14 protein-coding genes are annotated in these 16,920 nt (G+C 73.5%); 9 read left to right on the top strand and 5 right to left on the bottom strand.

Annotation, left to right across the window (positions count from 1 at the left end; all coding sequences use genetic code 11):
- The first annotated feature begins 158 nt into the window (after positions 1–158).
- Entirely contained in the window at positions 159–971 is an 813-nt protein-coding gene (locus ABT006_RS28570; protein WP_350711394.1) for a DUF3097 domain-containing protein, read from the top strand.
- A gap of 24 nt (positions 972–995) precedes the next feature.
- Here the strand turns inward: ABT006_RS28570 and ABT006_RS28565 are convergent, their stop codons facing one another.
- Positions 996–2,312, bottom strand: coding sequence for a serine hydrolase domain-containing protein (locus ABT006_RS28565; RefSeq protein WP_350711392.1), 1,317 nt, complete (start codon positions 2,310–2,312; stop codon positions 996–998).
- A 106-nt stretch (positions 2,313–2,418) separates the two neighbouring features.
- Here ABT006_RS28565 and ABT006_RS28560 point away from each other — a divergent pair, with 106 nt between their 5' ends.
- The 4 genes from ABT006_RS28560 to ABT006_RS28545 all read left to right on the top strand — a co-directional run bounded on the left by ABT006_RS28560 (position 2,419) and on the right by ABT006_RS28545 (position 7,345).
- Positions 2,419–2,892 carry an NfeD family protein gene (locus tag ABT006_RS28560; protein WP_350711390.1) on the top strand — a complete coding sequence of 158 codons (474 nt, stop codon included), beginning with the start codon at positions 2,419–2,421 and terminating at the stop codon, positions 2,890–2,892.
- A 4-nt stretch (positions 2,893–2,896) separates the two neighbouring features.
- Positions 2,897–4,003, top strand: coding sequence for an SPFH domain-containing protein (locus tag ABT006_RS28555; RefSeq protein ID WP_350711388.1), 1,107 nt, complete (start codon positions 2,897–2,899; stop codon positions 4,001–4,003).
- A gap of 148 nt (positions 4,004–4,151) precedes the next feature.
- The gene (locus ABT006_RS28550) at positions 4,152–4,955 is read left to right on the top strand and encodes a hypothetical protein (RefSeq protein ID WP_350711386.1); all 804 of its coding nucleotides are present in this window, start codon (positions 4,152–4,154) and stop codon (positions 4,953–4,955) included.
- Positions 4,956–5,131: 176 nt separating this feature from the next.
- Entirely contained in the window at positions 5,132–7,345 is a 2,214-nt protein-coding gene (locus ABT006_RS28545; protein WP_350711384.1) for a transglycosylase domain-containing protein, read from the top strand.
- Between the two features lie 6 nt (positions 7,346–7,351).
- Here ABT006_RS28545 and ABT006_RS28540 read toward each other — a convergent pair whose 3' ends face one another.
- The 3 genes from ABT006_RS28540 to ABT006_RS28530 form a co-directional block, all read right to left on the bottom strand.
- On the bottom strand, positions 7,352–8,965 hold the full coding sequence (locus ABT006_RS28540) for an IS200/IS605 family accessory protein TnpB-related protein (protein ID WP_350711383.1): 1,614 nt from the start codon (positions 8,963–8,965) through the stop codon (positions 7,352–7,354).
- Positions 8,958–9,533 carry an IS607 family transposase gene (locus ABT006_RS28535; protein WP_350711381.1) on the bottom strand — a complete coding sequence of 192 codons (576 nt, stop codon included), beginning with the start codon at positions 9,531–9,533 and terminating at the stop codon, positions 8,958–8,960. The genes ABT006_RS28540 and ABT006_RS28535 overlap by 8 nt, the downstream gene beginning before the upstream one ends.
- Before the next feature lie 306 nt (positions 9,534–9,839).
- A complete protein-coding gene (locus tag ABT006_RS28530; RefSeq protein WP_350711450.1) occupies positions 9,840–10,460 on the bottom strand; it encodes a dTMP kinase in 621 nt (206 codons plus the stop codon).
- Between the two features lie 149 nt (positions 10,461–10,609).
- Between ABT006_RS28530 and ABT006_RS28525 the strand changes: the two genes are divergently transcribed.
- The 3 genes from ABT006_RS28525 (at position 10,610) to ABT006_RS28515 (ending at position 13,963) form a co-directional block, all read left to right on the top strand.
- A complete protein-coding gene (locus tag ABT006_RS28525) occupies positions 10,610–11,173 on the top strand; it encodes a dihydrofolate reductase family protein (protein WP_350711379.1) in 564 nt (187 codons plus the stop codon).
- 57 nt (positions 11,174–11,230) lie between these two features.
- Complete coding sequence (locus ABT006_RS28520; RefSeq protein ID WP_350711377.1) at positions 11,231–12,040, top strand: TrmH family RNA methyltransferase; 810 nt, start codon at positions 11,231–11,233, stop codon at positions 12,038–12,040.
- Between the two features lie 75 nt (positions 12,041–12,115).
- Entirely contained in the window at positions 12,116–13,963 is a 1,848-nt protein-coding gene (locus tag ABT006_RS28515) for a PucR family transcriptional regulator (protein WP_502891035.1), read from the top strand.
- Positions 13,964–14,084: 121 nt separating this feature from the next.
- On the opposite strand, the gene ABT006_RS28510 is transcribed toward ABT006_RS28515, so the two are convergent.
- Positions 14,085–15,434, bottom strand: coding sequence for a MurL-like N-terminal domain-containing (locus ABT006_RS28510; RefSeq protein ID WP_350711374.1), 1,350 nt, complete (start codon positions 15,432–15,434; stop codon positions 14,085–14,087).
- A gap of 90 nt (positions 15,435–15,524) precedes the next feature.
- Between ABT006_RS28510 and murD the strand changes: the two genes are divergently transcribed.
- The gene (murD, locus tag ABT006_RS28505; protein ID WP_350711372.1) at positions 15,525–16,874 is read left to right on the top strand and encodes a UDP-N-acetylmuramoyl-L-alanine--D-glutamate ligase; all 1,350 of its coding nucleotides are present in this window, start codon (positions 15,525–15,527) and stop codon (positions 16,872–16,874) included.
- The last annotated feature ends 46 nt before the right edge of the window (positions 16,875–16,920 follow it).

The raw sequence follows: 16,920 nt of genomic DNA, 5'->3' as shown, positions 1-16,920 counted from the left end.
GCCGCTCCGCCCGTCCATTGCCTGTCGATCAAGCGGTGGTGTGGGCGGAACGCCGAACCGCGCGGCGTGTGCGGGCGCCGCGACGGCACGATCGGCGTGCCGGGGGCGTCGCGGCGTGTCGGGTGCGGACGCGGGGGCGGGCGATTAGCGTGATCTCCATGGGGCGGCGGTATGCGGACGACGTGCTGGCGGGGGACTGGCGGCGACGGAAAGTCACCCCCGAGGTGGACGCCGAACCGGACCTCGTGGTCGAGGACGCCGACTCCGGCTTCTGCGGCGCGGTGGTCGGCTTCGAGGCCGGCGCGGTGGTGCTGGAGGACCGGCACGGCCGGCGGCGCAACTTCCCGCTGCTGCCGGCGGCGTTCCTGCTCGACGGGGAGCCGGTGACGCTGCGCTGGCCGACCCGCGCCCCCGTCCCGGCGGCCCGCCGGCGCACCGCCTCCGGCTCGATCGCCGTGGACGGGGTCCGCGCCCAGGTCGCCAAGGCCAGCCGGATCTGGGTGGAGGGCGTCCACGACGCGGCCCTGGTCGAGCGGATCTGGGGCGACGACCTGCGGATCGAGGGTGTGGTGGTGGAGCCGCTGGACGGCATCGACGCCCTCGACGCCGAGGTGCGCGCGTTCGCCCCCGGCCCGGGTCGCCGCCTCGGTGTGCTGGTCGACCACCTGGTCCCCGGCTCCAAGGAGAGCCGGATCGTGGCGAAGGTGACCTCCCCGCACGTGCTGGTCACCGGCCACCCGTACGTCGACGTGTGGCAGGCGGTCAAGCCGGCGGCGCTGGGCATCCGGGCGTGGCCCGTGGTGCCGCCGGGGCAGCCGTGGAAGGAGGGGGTCTGCGCCGCGCTCGGGGTCGCCGAGCCGGCCGACATGTGGCGGCACATCCTGTCCCGGGTGGACAGCTTCGCCGACGTGGAGACCCCGCTGATCAACGCGATGGAACGCCTGATCGACTTCGTCACCGAGCCCGCCTGAGCGTGGTTGCGGCCGGGGCTGTGGTCAGGGCTCCTGGTCGGGGGTGCGGGTGAAGACGAAGGTGGCGATGTCCAGCGCCACCGCCCGCCCCGCCTCGTCGCGCAGCACGGCGAGGATTTCGCCGTTCTCCGGGCCGGAGCGGCCCCGCCAGCGGTCCGGTCCCTCCGGGGCGAAACAGCTGATCCGCTCCCCGCGCACGTGCGCCACCAGGCCGCCCGTGGCGGCGTCCCAGGTCAGGTCGACGGGCACCCCCATCCACCACCAGCGGCCGGCGAGCTCGGCGGTCCCGGCGGGCGGGGCGGCGGCATTCGGCCGCCAGGGCCGCGGCAGCGCCGGCTCGGCGTCCAGCACGGCGGTGAGGATCCGCTGCGCGAGCCCGCCGATCCCGCCGGTGCGGAAGCCGTACGAGTTGGCGAAGCCGATCACGGCCGTGCGGGACGGGCGGTGCACGGTCAGGGCGGCCACGTAGCCGGGCATCGAGCCGCCGTGCCCCACGTACACCCGCTCGCCCTCCCGGTAGAGCTCCAGCCCCAGGCCGTGCCCGCCGGTCCACGAGTCGAGGTCGCTGATCACCACGGGGGCGCACATCTCGGTCAGCGTCTCCGCCGCCAGCACCTCGGGCGCCGGGTCGGCCAGGAAGGCCGCCCACCGGGCCAGGTCCTCGGCGGTCGACCAGAGCTGCCCGGCCGGGGCCATCGCCCCCGTGTCGGTACGCGGCTCCTCCCGCAGCGTGTCGTGCCACGGGTGCACCACGTAGCCGCGGGCGAACGGCTCCGTCGCCGCGTACGTCGTCCGGCGCATGCCGAGCGGCGCCAGGACACGCTGGCGGAGCAGTTCGGCCCACGGCGTGCCGGTGATCCGCTCCAGCACCCCGCCGAGCAGCCCGTACGCCAGGTTGGAGTAGTGGTAGAACCGGTGCGCGGGGTAGGCGATCTTCGCGGCGGTGACCCCGGCCACCAGGGTCTCCAGGTCGACGCCCTCGGCGCGTTCCCACCACGGCCCCTCCGGCTCGCGCTGCAGGCCGCTGGCGTGGCCGAGCAACTGCCGCAGCGTGAGCGTGCCGACGGCGGTGCCGGGCAGGTGCTTCTCCAGCGGGTCGTCCAGGGCCAGCCGGCCGGCGTCGCGCTCCTGCATGACCAGGGTCGCGGTCATGGTCTTGCTGATCGACCCGATCCGGTACTGCAGGTCGCCGTCCGGGCGCGGGTGCTCGCCGGCGGTGGCGAGGTGCGCCAGCGCGCCGTCGCGTACCACGCCGATCACCAGGGACGGCGTCCGGCCGGCGGACTGCGCCTCGGCGACGAGAGTGTCGACGTGGCGGGCGGTGTCGGGCAGCAGGGACACGGACGCTCCTCCCTCCGGGCCCGGTGGGGCGGGCCGCTGGCGTGCCGCCGAGCTTACTGATCTTCGGGGGTGGGCCGCGCGTGCATTGTCGTGTCACGATCGTGTGGTGGACGCCGTGCTGTGGATCGTGCTGGGTGTGGTGCTGGCGGTCGCCGAGATCTTCACGACGACGCTCTTCCTGATCATGTTCGCGGCCGGGGCCTTCGCCGCCGCCGGGGCCGCGGCGCTCGGCGCGCCGGTGGGCGTGCAGGCGATCGTCTTCGCCGGGGTGTCGGCGCTGACGGTGCTGGGCGTACGCCCGACGCTGCGCAGGCACCGGCGCTCCGCCCTGGAGAGCGGCGAGCAGCCCTTCGGCGTGGAGGCGATCGAGGGCAGCACGGCGCTGGTGCTGGAGCGGATCGACGCCGGGCAGGGCATGGTCAAGATCGACGGCGAGCTGTGGCAGGCCCGGTCCTACGACGCCAGCCAGGTCTTCGCCCCCGGTGAGCGGGTGCAGGTGATCCAGGTCCGGGGCGCCACCGCCCTGGTCTGGCGGGACGACGTTTCCCCCTCCGACGAGCTACCCGAAGCGAAAAGGTGAGTACATGGAACTCGTGATCCCGGTCCTGTTGATGGCCGTGGCGCTGATCGGGGTGGTCACCCTGGCCAAGGCGGTGCGGATCGTGCCGCAGCAGCGCCAGGACGTGGTCGAGCGGCTGGGTCGGTACAAGCGCACCCTGAACCCGGGTCTGAACCTCCTGGTCCCGTTCATCGACGCGGTCCGCACCAAGGTCGACATGCGCGAGCAGGTGGTCAGCTTCCCGCCGCAGCCGGTGATCACCTCCGACAACCTGGTGGTCTCGATCGACACGGTGCTCTACTTCAAGGTCGTCGACTCGGTCCGCGCCACGTACGAGATCTCGAACTTCCTCCAGGCCATCGAGCAGCTCACCGTCACGACGCTGCGCAACGTCATCGGCTCGCTGGACCTGGAGCGGGCGCTGACCAGCCGCGAGGAGATCAACCGGCACCTCTCCGGCGTGCTGGACGAGACCACCGGCCGGTGGGGCATCAAGGTCACCCGGGTGGAGATCAAGGCCATCGAGCCGCCGCCGAGCATCCGGGACTCGATGGAGAAGCAGATGCGCGCCGAGCGGGACCGCCGGGCGGCGATCCTGAACGCCGAGGGGCACAAGCAGTCGCAGATCCTCACGGCCGAGGGCGAGAAGCAGGCCGCGGTGCTGCGCGCCGACGGTGACCGGCAGGCGCGGATCCTCCAGGCCGAGGGCCAGGCCAAGGCCATCCGGACGGTGTTCGACGCGATCCACCAGGCCAACCCGAGCCAGAAGGTGCTCGCCTACCAGTACCTCCAGGCCCTGCCGCAGATCGCCAACGGCACCGCGAACAAGGTCTGGATCGTGCCGGCCGAGCTGACCAAGGCCCTCGAGGGGATGGGCGGCGCGCTCGGCGGGCTGAGCCGGATGGTCGGCGACGAGCCGGCGCCGGAGGCGGCCGGCAGCGCGAGCGAGGTGGAGCGCGAGGCGGCCGAGGCGGCGCAGGCCGCGGCGGCCGCCGCCCAGCAGATCCACGACGAGGTACGCGTCGCCGAGGCACAGGCCACCGGCGGCAAGCCGCAGGGGCTGCCGGCGCCGGAGCCGGTCTCGCCGGCGAGCCTGCTGAACGACCCGGCCGACCAGCGCGAACGGGGCTGAGCGGCGCGGGCCGACGAGCCCGGAGAAATGTGAGAAGTGCTCATGGGGCGCTCCGGCGCCTGCCACCATCGGTTCTAGGACGGGTGGTGACCAGGCATCGGGGCGCCCCGGCGCGTCCCGCACCGCTCGCGGACGAGCGAGGTGACGCATGAAGGATCCGGCGAAGCGGGTGTGGTCCTCGGCCCCGGTCCCGGGCGCGCACGACCCCACCGGGCCGCTCGGCAGCCGGCGTACCGGCGGGGGGTTCGGGGTGCTGCCGTTCGTCGGGGAGCCGACGCCGGCCGGGCCGGCCACCAACGCCAGCTGGGCCTGGTCGCTGCGCCGGTTCGCCCGGGCCGCGGTGTGGCTGCTCCCCGCGTACGCCGTGCTCTACGGCGTCGTGGCGATGGCCAGCGACGGCGGGGTGGGCAACGACCCGTACCCGGCCGACGGCCGGCCGCTCTACCTGGTGGGCTGGGTGGCGTCGGTCTGGCTCGGGCTGCTCGCCCTGCTGGCGTTGACCGGGCTGCTGGCCGCGACGCGCAGCCGCCGGGTCGCCGTCGCCGGCCTGCTGGTGTCCATCGCCGGCACGGTGCTCATGCTGCCCTTCGCGGGCCTGGCGGAGCAGACCCCGGTCTTCGGCACCACCGCCCGCGGGCTCGTGCTCGTCGGCGCCACCTGCTACACCCTGGGCTGGCTGCTGACCGGCTGGTCGGTGGCCCGGTCCGGGGCGTTCAGCATCGGCGACGGCACGATGCTGATGATCGCCGCCCCGCTGCTGGGCCTCGGCGGCGCGTTGATCGGCTCGTTGCAGACCTTCGGTGCGATCTTCGTGCTGATCGCCGGCATCGGCATCGGCTACCGATCCGGGCGCCTGGTGCCCCGGGACATCGCGCGCGACGCCGCCAGCGCCAGCCTCGCCACCGCCGCGCCGACCGGCCCGGGCCCGAACGGCCCGCTGGCCACCGGCTGAGCCCCTCGCCGGCCGCCCAGGCCGTCCCGGCGCGGCTCCGGCCGGCGGGACGCATGGGGCGGCGGGGGACGCCGGGGCCGCTGGGATGGGAACTCCCTGGCAGCGGGCGGTGAAGTTGCTGACAGGAGGCCCGCGGGGCTGGTCGGTTGGCGGCTTTCACGGCAATCCTGGGGACCATGGCCCCACCCCGCTCGCCGCTGTCGCGGCTGTTCACCGTGCTGCTCGCCGGCGTGCTCGCCGGCCTCGTCCTGGCGGTCGCCGCGCTGCCGGGCAACCTGCTGCTCGGGTTGGGCGCCAAGGCGGCCCTGGGTTCGTACGCCGCGCTGCCCGAGGCGCTGCGCACCCCGGCCACACCACAACGCTCCTACCTCTACGCCAACGACGGCAAGACACTCATCACCACGTTCTACGACGTCAACCGCACCGACGTCGCGCTGGACGAGATCGCCCCGGTGATGCGGCAGGCGATCGTCGCGGCCGAGGACCGGCGGTTCTACGACCACAGCGGCGCCGACCTGCGCGGCCTGCTCCGGGCGCTGGTGGCGAACGTGTCCGGCGGCGGCACCGCCCAGGGCGGCTCGACGCTGACCATGCAGTACGTCCGCAACGTGCTCAAGACCGACCCGGGCCGCACGGCCGAGGAGCGCGCCGCGGCCACCGAGCAGACCATCGGACGCAAGATCCAGGAGATCCGGTACGCCACGGCGCTGGAGCAGCGCCTGAGCAAGGACGAGATCCTCAACCGCTACCTGAACATCGCGTACTTCGGCTCCGGGGCGTACGGCATCGCGGCGGCCAGCCAGCGCTACTTCGCCAAGGCCCCGGCGGACCTGACCCTCGGCGAGGCGGCCCTGCTCGCCGGACTGGTGCAGTCGCCGGAGGCGTACAGCCCGATCGACGGCGACGCGGACGCCGCGCTGGAGCGCCGCGGCTACGTGCTGGACGCGATGGTCGAGACCGGCGCGATCACCGCCGACCAGGCGGCACGGACCAAGGCCGAGAAGCTGACGCTCAAGCCCACCGCGCAGCCCAACGGCTGCACCGCCGTCGCCGAGGGCCACGACGACTGGGGCTTCTTCTGCGACTACCTGCGGCAGTGGTGGCTCGCCCAGCCGGCGTTCGGCGAGAGCGTCGAGGAGCGCGAGCAGGCGCTGCGCCGGGGCGGCTACACCGTGGTGACCTCGCTGGACCCGCAGATCCAGGCCACCGCGCAGAAGCAGGCCACCAGTGTCTACGGGTACGGCAACAAGCGCGCCCTGCCCATCGCCGCCGTCGAGCCGGGCACCGGCCGGGTCCTCGCCATGGCGGTCAACCGGCACTACAGCCTCGACGCGAACCCGGACGGGCAGCCCAACCACCCGAACACCGTCAACCCCCTGATCTCCGGCGGCGACAGCGTCGACGGATACCAGGCCGGCTCGACGTTCAAGCTGTTCACCATGCTCGCCGCGCTGGAGGCCGGCAAGCCCCTCGCGACCGGCTTCGACGCGCCCAGCCGGCTGCCCACCCGGTACGCGGCCGAGGGCGAGGGGAGCTGCGAGGGCCGGTGGTGCCCGGCCAACGCCAACCCCGAGTGGATGGACGGGTACCGCATGATGTGGGACGGCTTCGGCCGCTCGGTGAACACGTACTTCGTCTGGCTGGCCGAGCAGGTCGGGCAGGAGAAGGTGGTGGAGATGGCGCAGCGCCTCGGCATCACCTTCCGGGCCGACGCCGACGCCGCCTTCGCCGAGGAGGACGCCGCCAACTGGGGCTCGTTCACCCTCGGCGTGGCCGCCACCACGCCGCTCGACCTGGCCAACGCGTACGCCACCGTGGCCGCCGAGGGGACGTACTGCACGCCGCTGCCGGTGGTCTCGGTGACCGCCCCCGACGGCGAGCGGGTGCCGGTCGGCAACCCGTCCTGCCGCCGGGTGCTCGACGCCGACGTGGCCCGGGCCGCCACCGACGCGGCGCGCTGCCCGGTGGGCCAGCAGTCCGCGTTCGGGCAGTGCAACGGCGGCACGGCCACCTCGGTGAACCGGATCCTCGACGGCCGCCCGGTCGCCGGCAAGACCGGAAGCTCGGAGCGGAACGCGACGGAGACCTTCGTCGGCTTCACCCCGCAGGTGGCGGTCGCCGGCATCGCCGCCAACCCGGACGACCCGACCGACTCGGTGGGCGCCGCGGTGCAGGCCAAGGTGATCGACGCGGTCGCCCGGGTCATCGTCACCGCCGTCGACGGGCAGCCGGAGAAGGCCTTCGCGGCCCCCAGCCGCGAGCTGGTCGGCGACCCGCGCCGCCCGGTGGAGCGCCGCCCGGCCGAGGAACGGCGGCCCACCGACGAGCGGCGGCCCTCCGACGAGCAGCGCCTCTCCGACCTGCGGCGCTGGCTCCAGGGTCGCGGCTGACCGTTCCTAGAGACTGAGCATGGGTTGCACAGGCTCAGTCGCGTGCCCCGGACGGTGTTGGGCGCGCTGGTCTCCCGCGTTCGCTCCGCGTCCGGCGCCATCGGATCGTGTCCGTGGTCCGGGAATGTGGGGGCGGGTTCCCTCACGTCCTCGGGTGCCTGGTCCGGTCTGGGCGGTCCGATGCCCGCGATGATCGCTCTGGTCGTTGCGGGGCGGTGTCGTCCGTCGCCGGATCGGGTGTCCGAGGGCGCGTCGTCCTATCGCGACGCTGGCGGCGTCGTGACGGGTGGGTTTGCGGTTGGTGCTGGTCAGGGGGCGCTGCCAGTGCTGGGCGCCCCATTTGGAGGTGTAGGCGGGATCGACAGCGACGATGGTGATGCCGAACTCGGCTGCCATGCTGACGAGTCGGGACCGTAGCTTGGCCACGGGCATGCCGGAGATGAGGTTGCGGAACCGTTTGCGGCGGCCGTGTTTCTCCCGCGTTTTCTGCGCTGTGAAGTCGAGGTCTTCGATCGCGATGTTCAGCCCGTGCCGCTTGGCCCAGTGCAGAAGCCGGATCAGGGCGTGTCGCACCTGTGCGTCACGATGGTCCGCGTTACCTGACAGGTCGTAGGTGAAGCGGCGCGGCTCACCCACGGGATTGCCGTGCTCGTCGAGTCGCCAGGCGGCGAGGTGGTCGGCGTTGGTGTCCACGCCGATGATCCCGTTCACCCTGGCGGCGGTCAGTGGCATGGTCCGGGCCGTAGGGATCGTCCACGAGGCGGTCAGGTACCAGCGGCGCCGGTCCACGTCTTCGTGGATGCGGTACGCCACCGCCCGGTTGGCGGTGATGCGGTCGCGCCAGGTATCGCCACGGTGTGGGAATGACACCTTCGCGGCGAGCACGTACCGGCCGTGCTTCGCGTTGGCCAGGTGTGCCAGCGGGGCGGGGAGTTTGATGGAGACCTCGCCGCCGGGGGTGACGCGGATCGTCTCGTTGCCGTACCGCTTGCCTGACTCGCCGTCGGCCTGGAGGAACCGCCGTTCGGCCTGCCATCGCTGCCGCCATTCGGTGTCGGTGAGCTGCGCGGCGTCGAGGTGGTGACGGTTGCGTAGCAGCCGCTTCCCGCCCCGGACGACCCGGACCCGGCCCGTGGCGCGGTCGTCGCGCTCACGCTCGAGCCGGTCCTGGAGCACATGCAGGCGCCGGGACTTGGTGAACCATTCCTGTGCGCTGCGGTAACCGCCCGGTGCCCGTTTGCTGCCCTTCTCGCCGAGCGGCAGCGACAGTCGGTGCGCGATCGTCTTGATACCGGCTTCGAGACCTTGGATGTGGGCGAGCTGGGCGCGGCGCGACAGCGCCCACTGGTCGTGCGTGGCTTTCGTGATCGCCCCGGCCCAGCGGGAGGACGACTCAGCCGTCAGGGCACGTTTCCGCTCGGCCCAGGCGTCGGTGTCGTGGTCGAGGCCGGTCCCGCATCGGGCCTTGAGATCCTTCCCGGCAAGCGTGCCGAGATGGCCGCCGACCAGCCGCAGAACCTTCTCATCCTCGCCGGTGAGGCCCTTGAGCCGGTCGCGAATCGCGACACCGGACGGACCGGACGCGACGAACGGCGCATCGATCGGGCGCAGATCAGCCATGCTGCGCGGCCTCCAACGCCTTGCGCGCCCGATCACGAGCCGACCGGCGGCCGTACAGGCGAGCGCAGAACGAGGTCAACACCTCCACCATGTCCCGCACCAGATCGTCGGCAACCTCGCCGTCATCCAGGACGACCAGCCGGCGACCATGCGCGGACAAAGCAGCCTCCACCAGCTCCACATTCATCCGCCCAAGGCGGTCCTTGTGCTCCACCACCACCGTGGTCACGTCCGGATCGGCGAGGAGGCGACGGGCCTTACTGCGGCTGCCGTTCATCCCGGAGCCGACCTCCGCCTCCACACGCACGATGCGGTGACCGGCCTTCACAGCCCACGTCGACAACCGGGCGACCTGGCGCTCCAGGTCAGACCTCTGATCAGGGGAGGACACACGGGCATACAAGCCCAACCCACCGACAGCTTCCGCAGTGGAGTTGGCCTCGACGTTCACCAGAATCGTGCGCGGCCCGACACGCTGAGCAGGCACGGGAAGCGTCCCGTTACGAAACCAGCGATACGCCGTGTGAGGACTAATCCCCTGCGCACGCGCCCACTCAGTCAGATTCACGCGAAGACCATAACATCACTGGTGTAACCTCATGCACGCTTATGCACACTCACCCGAAAGTAGTTCCGACCCCTGTCGAACTGCCCCACCCATAGGACCACCCCGGCGGGCGCACGGCTTCGGCGCGTCGGCCGGCTCCGATGACGCTTCGCCGTTGCCTTCTGCCCCATGTGTGGGGGCAGATCGACAGGGCCACGACCGGGACGTCGGCCGGCCATGATGTCGATGACCGAGCCGGTCCTGGTGCCGCCCACGAGTCGCCCACCAGTCGACCGGGGACGGGGCGGTCAGTCTGCCTCGACGGGGTCAGTCGGAGCGGGCGACGGTCGTCCGCACCGCCGGGTCGAGGACCGTGCGCACCACCCGGTCGACGGCGGCGCGGACCTCGGCCGGCCCGCCGTCCGCGTCGACGACGGTGAAGGTGCCGAACTCCGGCAGCTCCCGGTAGCCGGCGTCCAGGGCGCGCAGATAGGGCAGCTCCTCGGTGTCGATGCCCCGGGCCAGCACCCGCTGCTGCGCCCGCTCGGGCGAGACCGCCAGGAAGCAGACCAGGCTCGGCGGCGGAAAGATCCCGTACGCCAGGCGGACCAGCCGCCCGCCCCGGTCGCGGCGGACCCGCATCACCACGTACTGGCACCAGGACCACCGGTCCATCACCGCCGTCCGGCCCGTCAGCCGGGACACCAGCACCGCCCGGGCGATCGCGAGCCAGCGTACGGTCGCCTCCAGCGCCGCATAGCCGGTGCGGCCGAACAGGTGCGGGCCGTCCCGGCGGCCCAGGGCGCGAGCGAGCCGGTTCCACAGCGGCCGGCCGCCGGCGTTCTCGAAGTAGGTGGCCGGCACTCCCGCCGCGCGGAGCCGGCCGGCCAGCGCCTTCGCCTGAGTGGTCTTCCCGGCCCCGTCGATGCCGACCAGGGCGATGATCATCGGGCGCACGAGCGGCACGTTAGCGGCGGCGGGCAACCCGACGAAAGAATCCTGGAAAAATTCGGCCGGAGCTGTCGGATCCGGCGACGCCGCTCCGACCACCTGGCGAGAACGCCCACGACGGGCGCCCGACGCCAGGAGGAACAGCCATGCGGAAGATCGTCTACGGGGTGCACCAGTCGCTCGACGGGTTCATCGAAGGGCCGAACGGCGAGTTCGACTGGCCGGAGATGGGTCCGGAGCTGTCCGCGTACTCGCTGGAGCAGTGCGACCGGTCCGGCGCCTTCCTCTACGGCCGCAAGGTCTGGGAGTTCATGGCCGCCTATTGGCCGCAGGCGGAATCGATCTCCGACCACCCGCACGACCTCGCCTTCGTGCCCATCTGGCAGCGGACGCCGAAGGTGGTGGTCTCGCGCACGCTCACCGAGGCCGACCACGGCGTCCAGGTGGTCGGCGGCGGCGACCTCGGCAAGGAGGTCACCGCGCTCAAGGAGCAGCCGGGCGGCGACCTGCTGCTCAACGGCGGTGCCGACGCCGCCGCCGCGCTGACCGAACTCGGCCTGATCGACGAGTACCAGATCTTCGTGCACCCGGTGGTGCTCGGCGGCGGCAAGCCGGTCTTCTCGGTCACCGAGCGGCTGAACCTCCGTCTCGTGGAGTCGCGGACCTTCGACGGCCGGTCCGTGCTGCTGCGGTACCACCGGGCCGGCTGACGCCGGCCTGCTGCTCCTTCCGTCGGTCGTCGTCGGCGCGTCCGGCAGAATCGTGCGGTGCCCATCCACCAGATCACCGACCCCGACGACGAGCGGATCGCCGACTACCGCGCGCTGACCGACGTCGAGCTGCGCACCCGCTGGGAGCCACCTCACGGCCTGTTCATCGCCGAGGGTGAGCTGGTGCTGCGCCGGGCGCTGCGGGCCGGCTACCCGGCGCGGTCGTACCTGGTGGACGCCAAGCGGGTCGACCAGATCGCCGACCTGGACATCGGCGACGCCCCCGTCTACGCGGCCACCCCGGACGTGCTGCAACGGGCCACCGGCTTCCACGTGCACCGGGGGGTGCTGGCGTCGTTCCGGCGCAAGCCCCTGCCGGCCGCCGCCGAGGTGCTCGCCGCCGCCCGCCGGGTGGTGATCCTCGAGGACGTGAACAACCACACCAACCTGGGGGCCATTTTCCGGGCGGTCGCCGCGCTCGGTGTGGATGCCGTGCTGCTCTCCCCGACCTGCGCCGATCCGCTCTACCGGCGCAGCGTCCGGGTCAGCATGGGGGAGGTCTTCGCGATCCCGTACGCGAAGCTGGAACCCTGGCCCGACGCGCTCGCCGACGTCCGCGCGGCCGGCTTCACGGTGCTGGCGATGACCCCCGCGCCGGACGCGGTGCCGATCCAGCGGCTCGACGCGGCGCAGCGGGCCCGCTCGGCCCTGCTGCTCGGTGCCGAGGGGGCGGGGCTGACCCGGGCGGCGATGGACGCCAGCGACGCGCGGGTGGTGATCCCGATGCGCCGCGGCGTGGACTCGCTCAACGTCGCCGCCGCCACCGCCGTGGCCTGCTGGGAGCTGGGCCGCGACGACCCGTGGTGAGGGCGGCGAGCCGCCCCGTCACCTGCCCCGGGCGGACTGTCGAGAATCGGGGTCACGGACGGTAGCGTGTCGCCCGTGTTCCCTACCGTCCGTGAGGTCCTCGCGCTGGACCCCGTCCGCCACGGCGCTCCGCGCCTGGTCGCCGGGGACGCCGGCCTGGACCGCCCGGTGCGCTGGGTGCACGTGGCGGAGGTGCCCGACATCGCCACCCTGCTCGGCGGCGGCGAGCTGGTGCTCACCACCGGCATCGGGCTGCCCGCCGACGACGCCGGGCTGCGCGCCTTCGTCGGCGACCTGGCCGACGTGGGGGTCTCCGGCCTGGTCGTCGAGCTGGGCCGCCGGTACGTCAGCGGGGTGCCCCGGGTGATGGCGGCCGTCGCGGAGCGGCGCGGGCTGCCGCTGGTGGAGCTGCGGCGGGCCACCCCGTTCGTGCGGATCACGGAGGCGGTGCACGCGCTGATCGTCGACGCCCAGCTCACCGAGCTGCGGGCGACCGAGGAGATCCACCAGCGCTTCACCGAGCTGTCGGTGGAGGGCGCCGGCCCCGGTGAGGTGGTCCGGCAGGCCGCCGAACTGTCCGGCTGTCCTGTGGTGCTGGAGAACCTCTCCCGGCAGGTGCTCGCGTACGACTCGGCGGGGGAGAGCGCCGAGCTGCTGCTGGACGGCTGGGAGCAGCACTCCCGCCGGATCCGGCCGGCGGGGCGGACCGCGTACGACGCGGACAGTGGCTGGCTGGTGACCACCGTCGGCGCTCGGGGGCACGACTGGGGGCGGCTGCTGCTGCGGTGGCCGGGCGGGGGCGACCTGGCCGCCGGCCGGCGGGTGCTCGACCCGGCGGCCGAGGTCGGGGTGGGCGTCGCCGGTGCCCCGCCGGCCGGACCGCCCACCCGGCTGACCATCCTGGTCGAACGCGCCGCCTCGACGCTGGCGTTGGGCCGGCTGATCCGGCGCGACGCCGAGGGACTGGAACGGCAGATCCACCGGACGCTGCTCACCGCCCTGCTCGACCACTCCCGCCCGGTCGACGAGGTGGCCCTGCGGGCCCGGGCGCTCGGCGTGGTGCTGGAGCGGCGGCACCTCGTCGGCGTGGTGGTCCGGCACCGGGCCGACGACCCGGCGGGGGAGGGCGGCCCGGCCGGCGAGGCCGGACACCCGGGCGACCCGGGCGCGGGCGACCCGGAGTCGGGTCCGGCGCGGCTGCGCGACCTCGCCGAGGCCGTCGGCCAGGCGCTGCACGAGGCGAGGCTGACCGGGCTGACCAGCGCCGTCGACGACCATGCCGTCGGCGTGCTGCTCGCCCTGCCCGACCCGGCCGCCGAGGAGCGGGCGCTGGCCGCGTTCGCCGCCGCGCTGCGCCGGGGCCGCTTCGACGCCGCTGCGCCGGCCGACCGGGTCGGTGTCGCCGCCTCCGGACGCCTCGACGGCCCGCCCCGGGAGGTCCCGGGCAACGGCGCGGCCCGGCCGTCGTCGGGCGGCGCGGTGCTGATCGCGGCCGGCTCCGGGGTGGGTAGCCTGCGGGAGGCGCGCCGGTCGCTGATCGAGGCCCGGCAGGTCGCCGACGCCGCCCGGCGGGACCGGCGGGACCTGCCGATCTTCCGGTTGCCGCACGTCGGGTTGGCCGGGCTGCTGCACCTGCTGCGCGACGAGCCCCGGGTGCAGACCTTCGTCGAGCGGGAACTGGGCGCGCTGCTGACGTACGACGCGCAGCACCCCCGGGAGCACCTGCTCGGCACCCTGCGGGCGTATCTGGAGCAGGGCCGGAACAAGTCGGCGGCGGCCGCCGCGGCGCATCTGTCCCGGCCGGCGTTCTACGAGCGGCTGGCCCGGATCGGCCGCGTGCTCGACGTCGACCTCGACTCGGTCGAGGCCTGCCTCTCCCTCCACGTCGCCCTGCTGGCCCTGGACGCCATCCGCACCCCCTGACGGTCGTCGCCGACCACGCCGTTGATCATGAGGTTGTTGCACCCCGCTCGGTTGTCGCGGCAACAACTTCATGATCAACGGGGCGTGGCCCGGGGGAGGGCGGGGGCTGGGGAGGGCGGGGTCAGGTGAGGGCGGTGAGGGCCTTGGCGTACGGCGGGGGGACGTGGTTCGGGCCGCCCGGGGTGAAGACGTCGGAGTTGGCGGCGGCCGACCAGGCCGTGGCCGGGACCGCGTCGACGAGGGCGCGGACGACCGGGGCGTCGCGCCACTCGTCCTGCTCGGCGAGCAGGCTCAACGCCACCACCGACTCCTCCACCTCGCCGACGCACTCGAACGGCTTGTGCCCGTCCACGCCCAGCAGCTCCCGGTAGCCGGGCACCTGCGCGGGGTCGGCGAGCAGGTCGCCGCCGAAGATGTGGGTGATCCGCTCGCGCGACATGAACGGCGCCATGGCCAGGAAGACGAACCGGCACTTCGGGCAGTCGCGGCACCAGCGCTCGCTGGCGTCGCGCAGCTTGAACGCGGCGTTGCAACTGGTCACCACGTCGTCGTAGCGGTCGATCTCGGCGAACAGCCGGGCGATGTGCAGCTCGGACAGCGAGCGCAGCAGCGAGAAGTACGGCTCGGTCAGCCCGGCGTGCTCGGCCAGCGCCGCCCGCAGCAGCCCTTCGGCCTCCACGCCCTTGGACCACTGGTGGTTGATCTCGTGGCCGTTCCAGACCAGGTTCGGGTCCGAGGCCGACCGCTCGTTGGACATCACCACGGGGCCCAGCCCGTGCAGCACCGCGGTGGCGACCGCGATCAGCGAGTTGATCGCGGTGACCGGGATGTGGCCGTTGAGCGCCCCGGCGGCGTTCAGCTCGAACAGCACCGGGTCGATGCGCCGCCGGGCGGCGAGCGGGGTGAGCCCGGACGCCTCGTTCACCGAGACGATCACGTGGTTGGGGTTGACCGAGAACGGCACCGGGTCGAACCCGGCCCGACGCAGCGCCTCCAGGCTGACGATCGAGTCCTTTCCGCCGCCCACCGCCGAGAGCGGACGCCGGTCGGAGTCGTCGTACACCCGGGCCGGGGAGACCGTGCCGGCCGGCACCTCCGGGCGCAGCTCCAGCACGTGCGGCAGCTGGTTGCGGTACGCGTACTCCGCGAGGCCCTTGGTGTAGATGGCGGTGACCAGCTCGGCGGCGGCCGCGCCCAGCGGCGCCGGCAGCACCACGCGGGGCGGCGCGGCGGCCTTGTAGTAGCTGACCCCGGCGACCACGTGCAGCAGCTCCAGGACCCGGCCGAGGGCCGCCACGGTCTCGTCCGACGGCGGTGCGTCGGGCAGCGGAAGGGTGATCACCTCGGTGAACCGCTGCTCGCCGTCGGGGCCGGTGAGGGCGTAGTCGAACAGGACCTCCCCGGTGGAGAGATCGATCGAGTAGGACGGGAAGGTGAAGGCGTCCATCCGCCGGAGCTGCTCGTTGGGCACACGCCATACTAGGCCCTGGTTCGTCCGGCCGTGTCCGGCTGCGCCGGACCCGCCCCTGCCCCGCCCGCCGACACCCCCTGAGGAGAGCCCGTGCGCCTGTCTGACCTGCGCGGACGTACCGTCGCCGTCTGGGGCGCCGGTCGGGAGGGCCGGGCCGCCGTGACCGCGATCGCCGCGCACGGCCCGGCCGACCTGGTCGCCGTCGACGACAGCGCCAACTTCCTCAGTCTGCCCTGGGAGGGGGCGCTGGCCGAGGCGGCGCCGCTGGTCACCGGCGAGGACGGCTTCGCCCGGCTGGCCGCCGCCGAGGTGGTGGTCCGTTCGCCCGGCGTGCCGCAGACCCACCCGTGGCTGGTGGAGCTGCGTCGGCGTGGCGTGACCGTCACCCAGGGCACGGCCCTGTGGATGGCCGACCACGCCGAGCGTACGGTCGGCGTCACCGGCAGCAAGGGCAAGAGCACCACCTCCAGCCTGATCAGCCACCTGCTCGCCGCCGTGGACCGGCCGAACGTCTTCGGCGGGAACATCGGTGTGCCGACGCTGGACCTGCCGGAGGCGGAGCTGTACGTGCTGGAGCTCTCCAGCTACCAGTGCAGCGACCTGACCGACTCGCCGCGGGTGGCGGTCGTCACCGCTCTCTTCCCCGAGCACCTCGACGCGCACGGCGGCGAGGCCGAGTACTACCGGGACAAGCTCAACCTCCTCGCGCACGGGCCCCGCACCGTGGTGGTCAACGGCGCCGACCCGCGACTGGCCCTCGAACTGGGCGACCGGGCGGCCGTGCGCGCCGGTCTGCCCGACACCGCCCACGTGGCCGGCGGCTCCGACGGCACGCCCTGGTTCCACCTCGGCGACCGGCCGCTGTTCCCGCGTGCGGTGCTGCCGCTGGTCGGCCGGCACAACGAGGGCAACCTCTGCGTCGCCCTCGCGGTGCTCGACGCGCTCGGCGTCGACGTGGTGGCCCGCAAGGACGCCCTGGCGGTGGCGGTGGCGGGGTTCCAGGGGCTGGCCCACCGGCTCACCGAGATCGTCGACCCGTCCGGCCTCACCTTCGTCGACGACACCCTCGCCACCAGCCCGTACGCGGCGATGCACGCGATCGACGCGTACGAGGGGCGGCCGTTGACGGTGATCGTCGGCGGCACCGACCGGGGGCTGGACTACACGCCGCTGCGCGAGCACCTCGCGGAGCGCGAGATCACCGTGATCGGCATTCCGGACAGCGGCGCCCGGATCGTCGAGGCGCTCGCCGGGCTGCCGAAGGTACGCGCCGAGGTGGTCGACGACCTCGTGGACGCGGTCCGGCTGGCCCGCGGGCTGACCCCGGCCGACGGGGTGGTGCTGCTCTCCCCGGCCGCGCCCAGCTACGGGCGGTTCCGCAACTTCGAGCACCGCTCCGAGGTCTTCGCCCAGGCCGTCCGGGACACCGCCGCCGGCTGACCGCCGAGGCGCGGAGCGCACGTCCCGGCACCCGGCGCCTGGTATT

The sequence above is a fragment of the Micromonospora sp. NPDC002717 genome (assembly GCF_040295705.1).
GTDB lineage: Bacteria > Actinomycetota > Actinomycetes > Mycobacteriales > Micromonosporaceae > Micromonospora.
This window is presented reverse-complemented; position numbering and strand designations above follow the sequence as displayed.

What these genes read in the sequence shown, in the direction of transcription:
- ABT006_RS28570 (WP_350711394.1), top strand. Translation starts at nt 159, where the DNA reads ATGGGGCGGCGGTATGCGGACGACGTGCTGGCGGGGGACTGGCGGCGA.
- ABT006_RS28555 (WP_350711388.1), top strand. Translation starts at nt 2,897, where the DNA reads ATGGAACTCGTGATCCCGGTCCTGTTGATGGCCGTGGCGCTGATCGGG.
- ABT006_RS28550 (WP_350711386.1), top strand. Translation starts at nt 4,152, where the DNA reads ATGAAGGATCCGGCGAAGCGGGTGTGGTCCTCGGCCCCGGTCCCGGGC.
- ABT006_RS28545 (WP_350711384.1), top strand. Translation starts at nt 5,132, where the DNA reads ATGGCCCCACCCCGCTCGCCGCTGTCGCGGCTGTTCACCGTGCTGCTC.
- ABT006_RS28540 (WP_350711383.1), bottom strand. Translation starts at nt 8,965, where the DNA reads ATGGCTGATCTGCGCCCGATCGATGCGCCGTTCGTCGCGTCCGGTCCG.
- ABT006_RS28530 (WP_350711450.1), bottom strand. Translation starts at nt 10,460, where the DNA reads ATGATCATCGCCCTGGTCGGCATCGACGGGGCCGGGAAGACCACTCAG.
- ABT006_RS28525 (WP_350711379.1), top strand. Translation starts at nt 10,610, where the DNA reads ATGCGGAAGATCGTCTACGGGGTGCACCAGTCGCTCGACGGGTTCATC.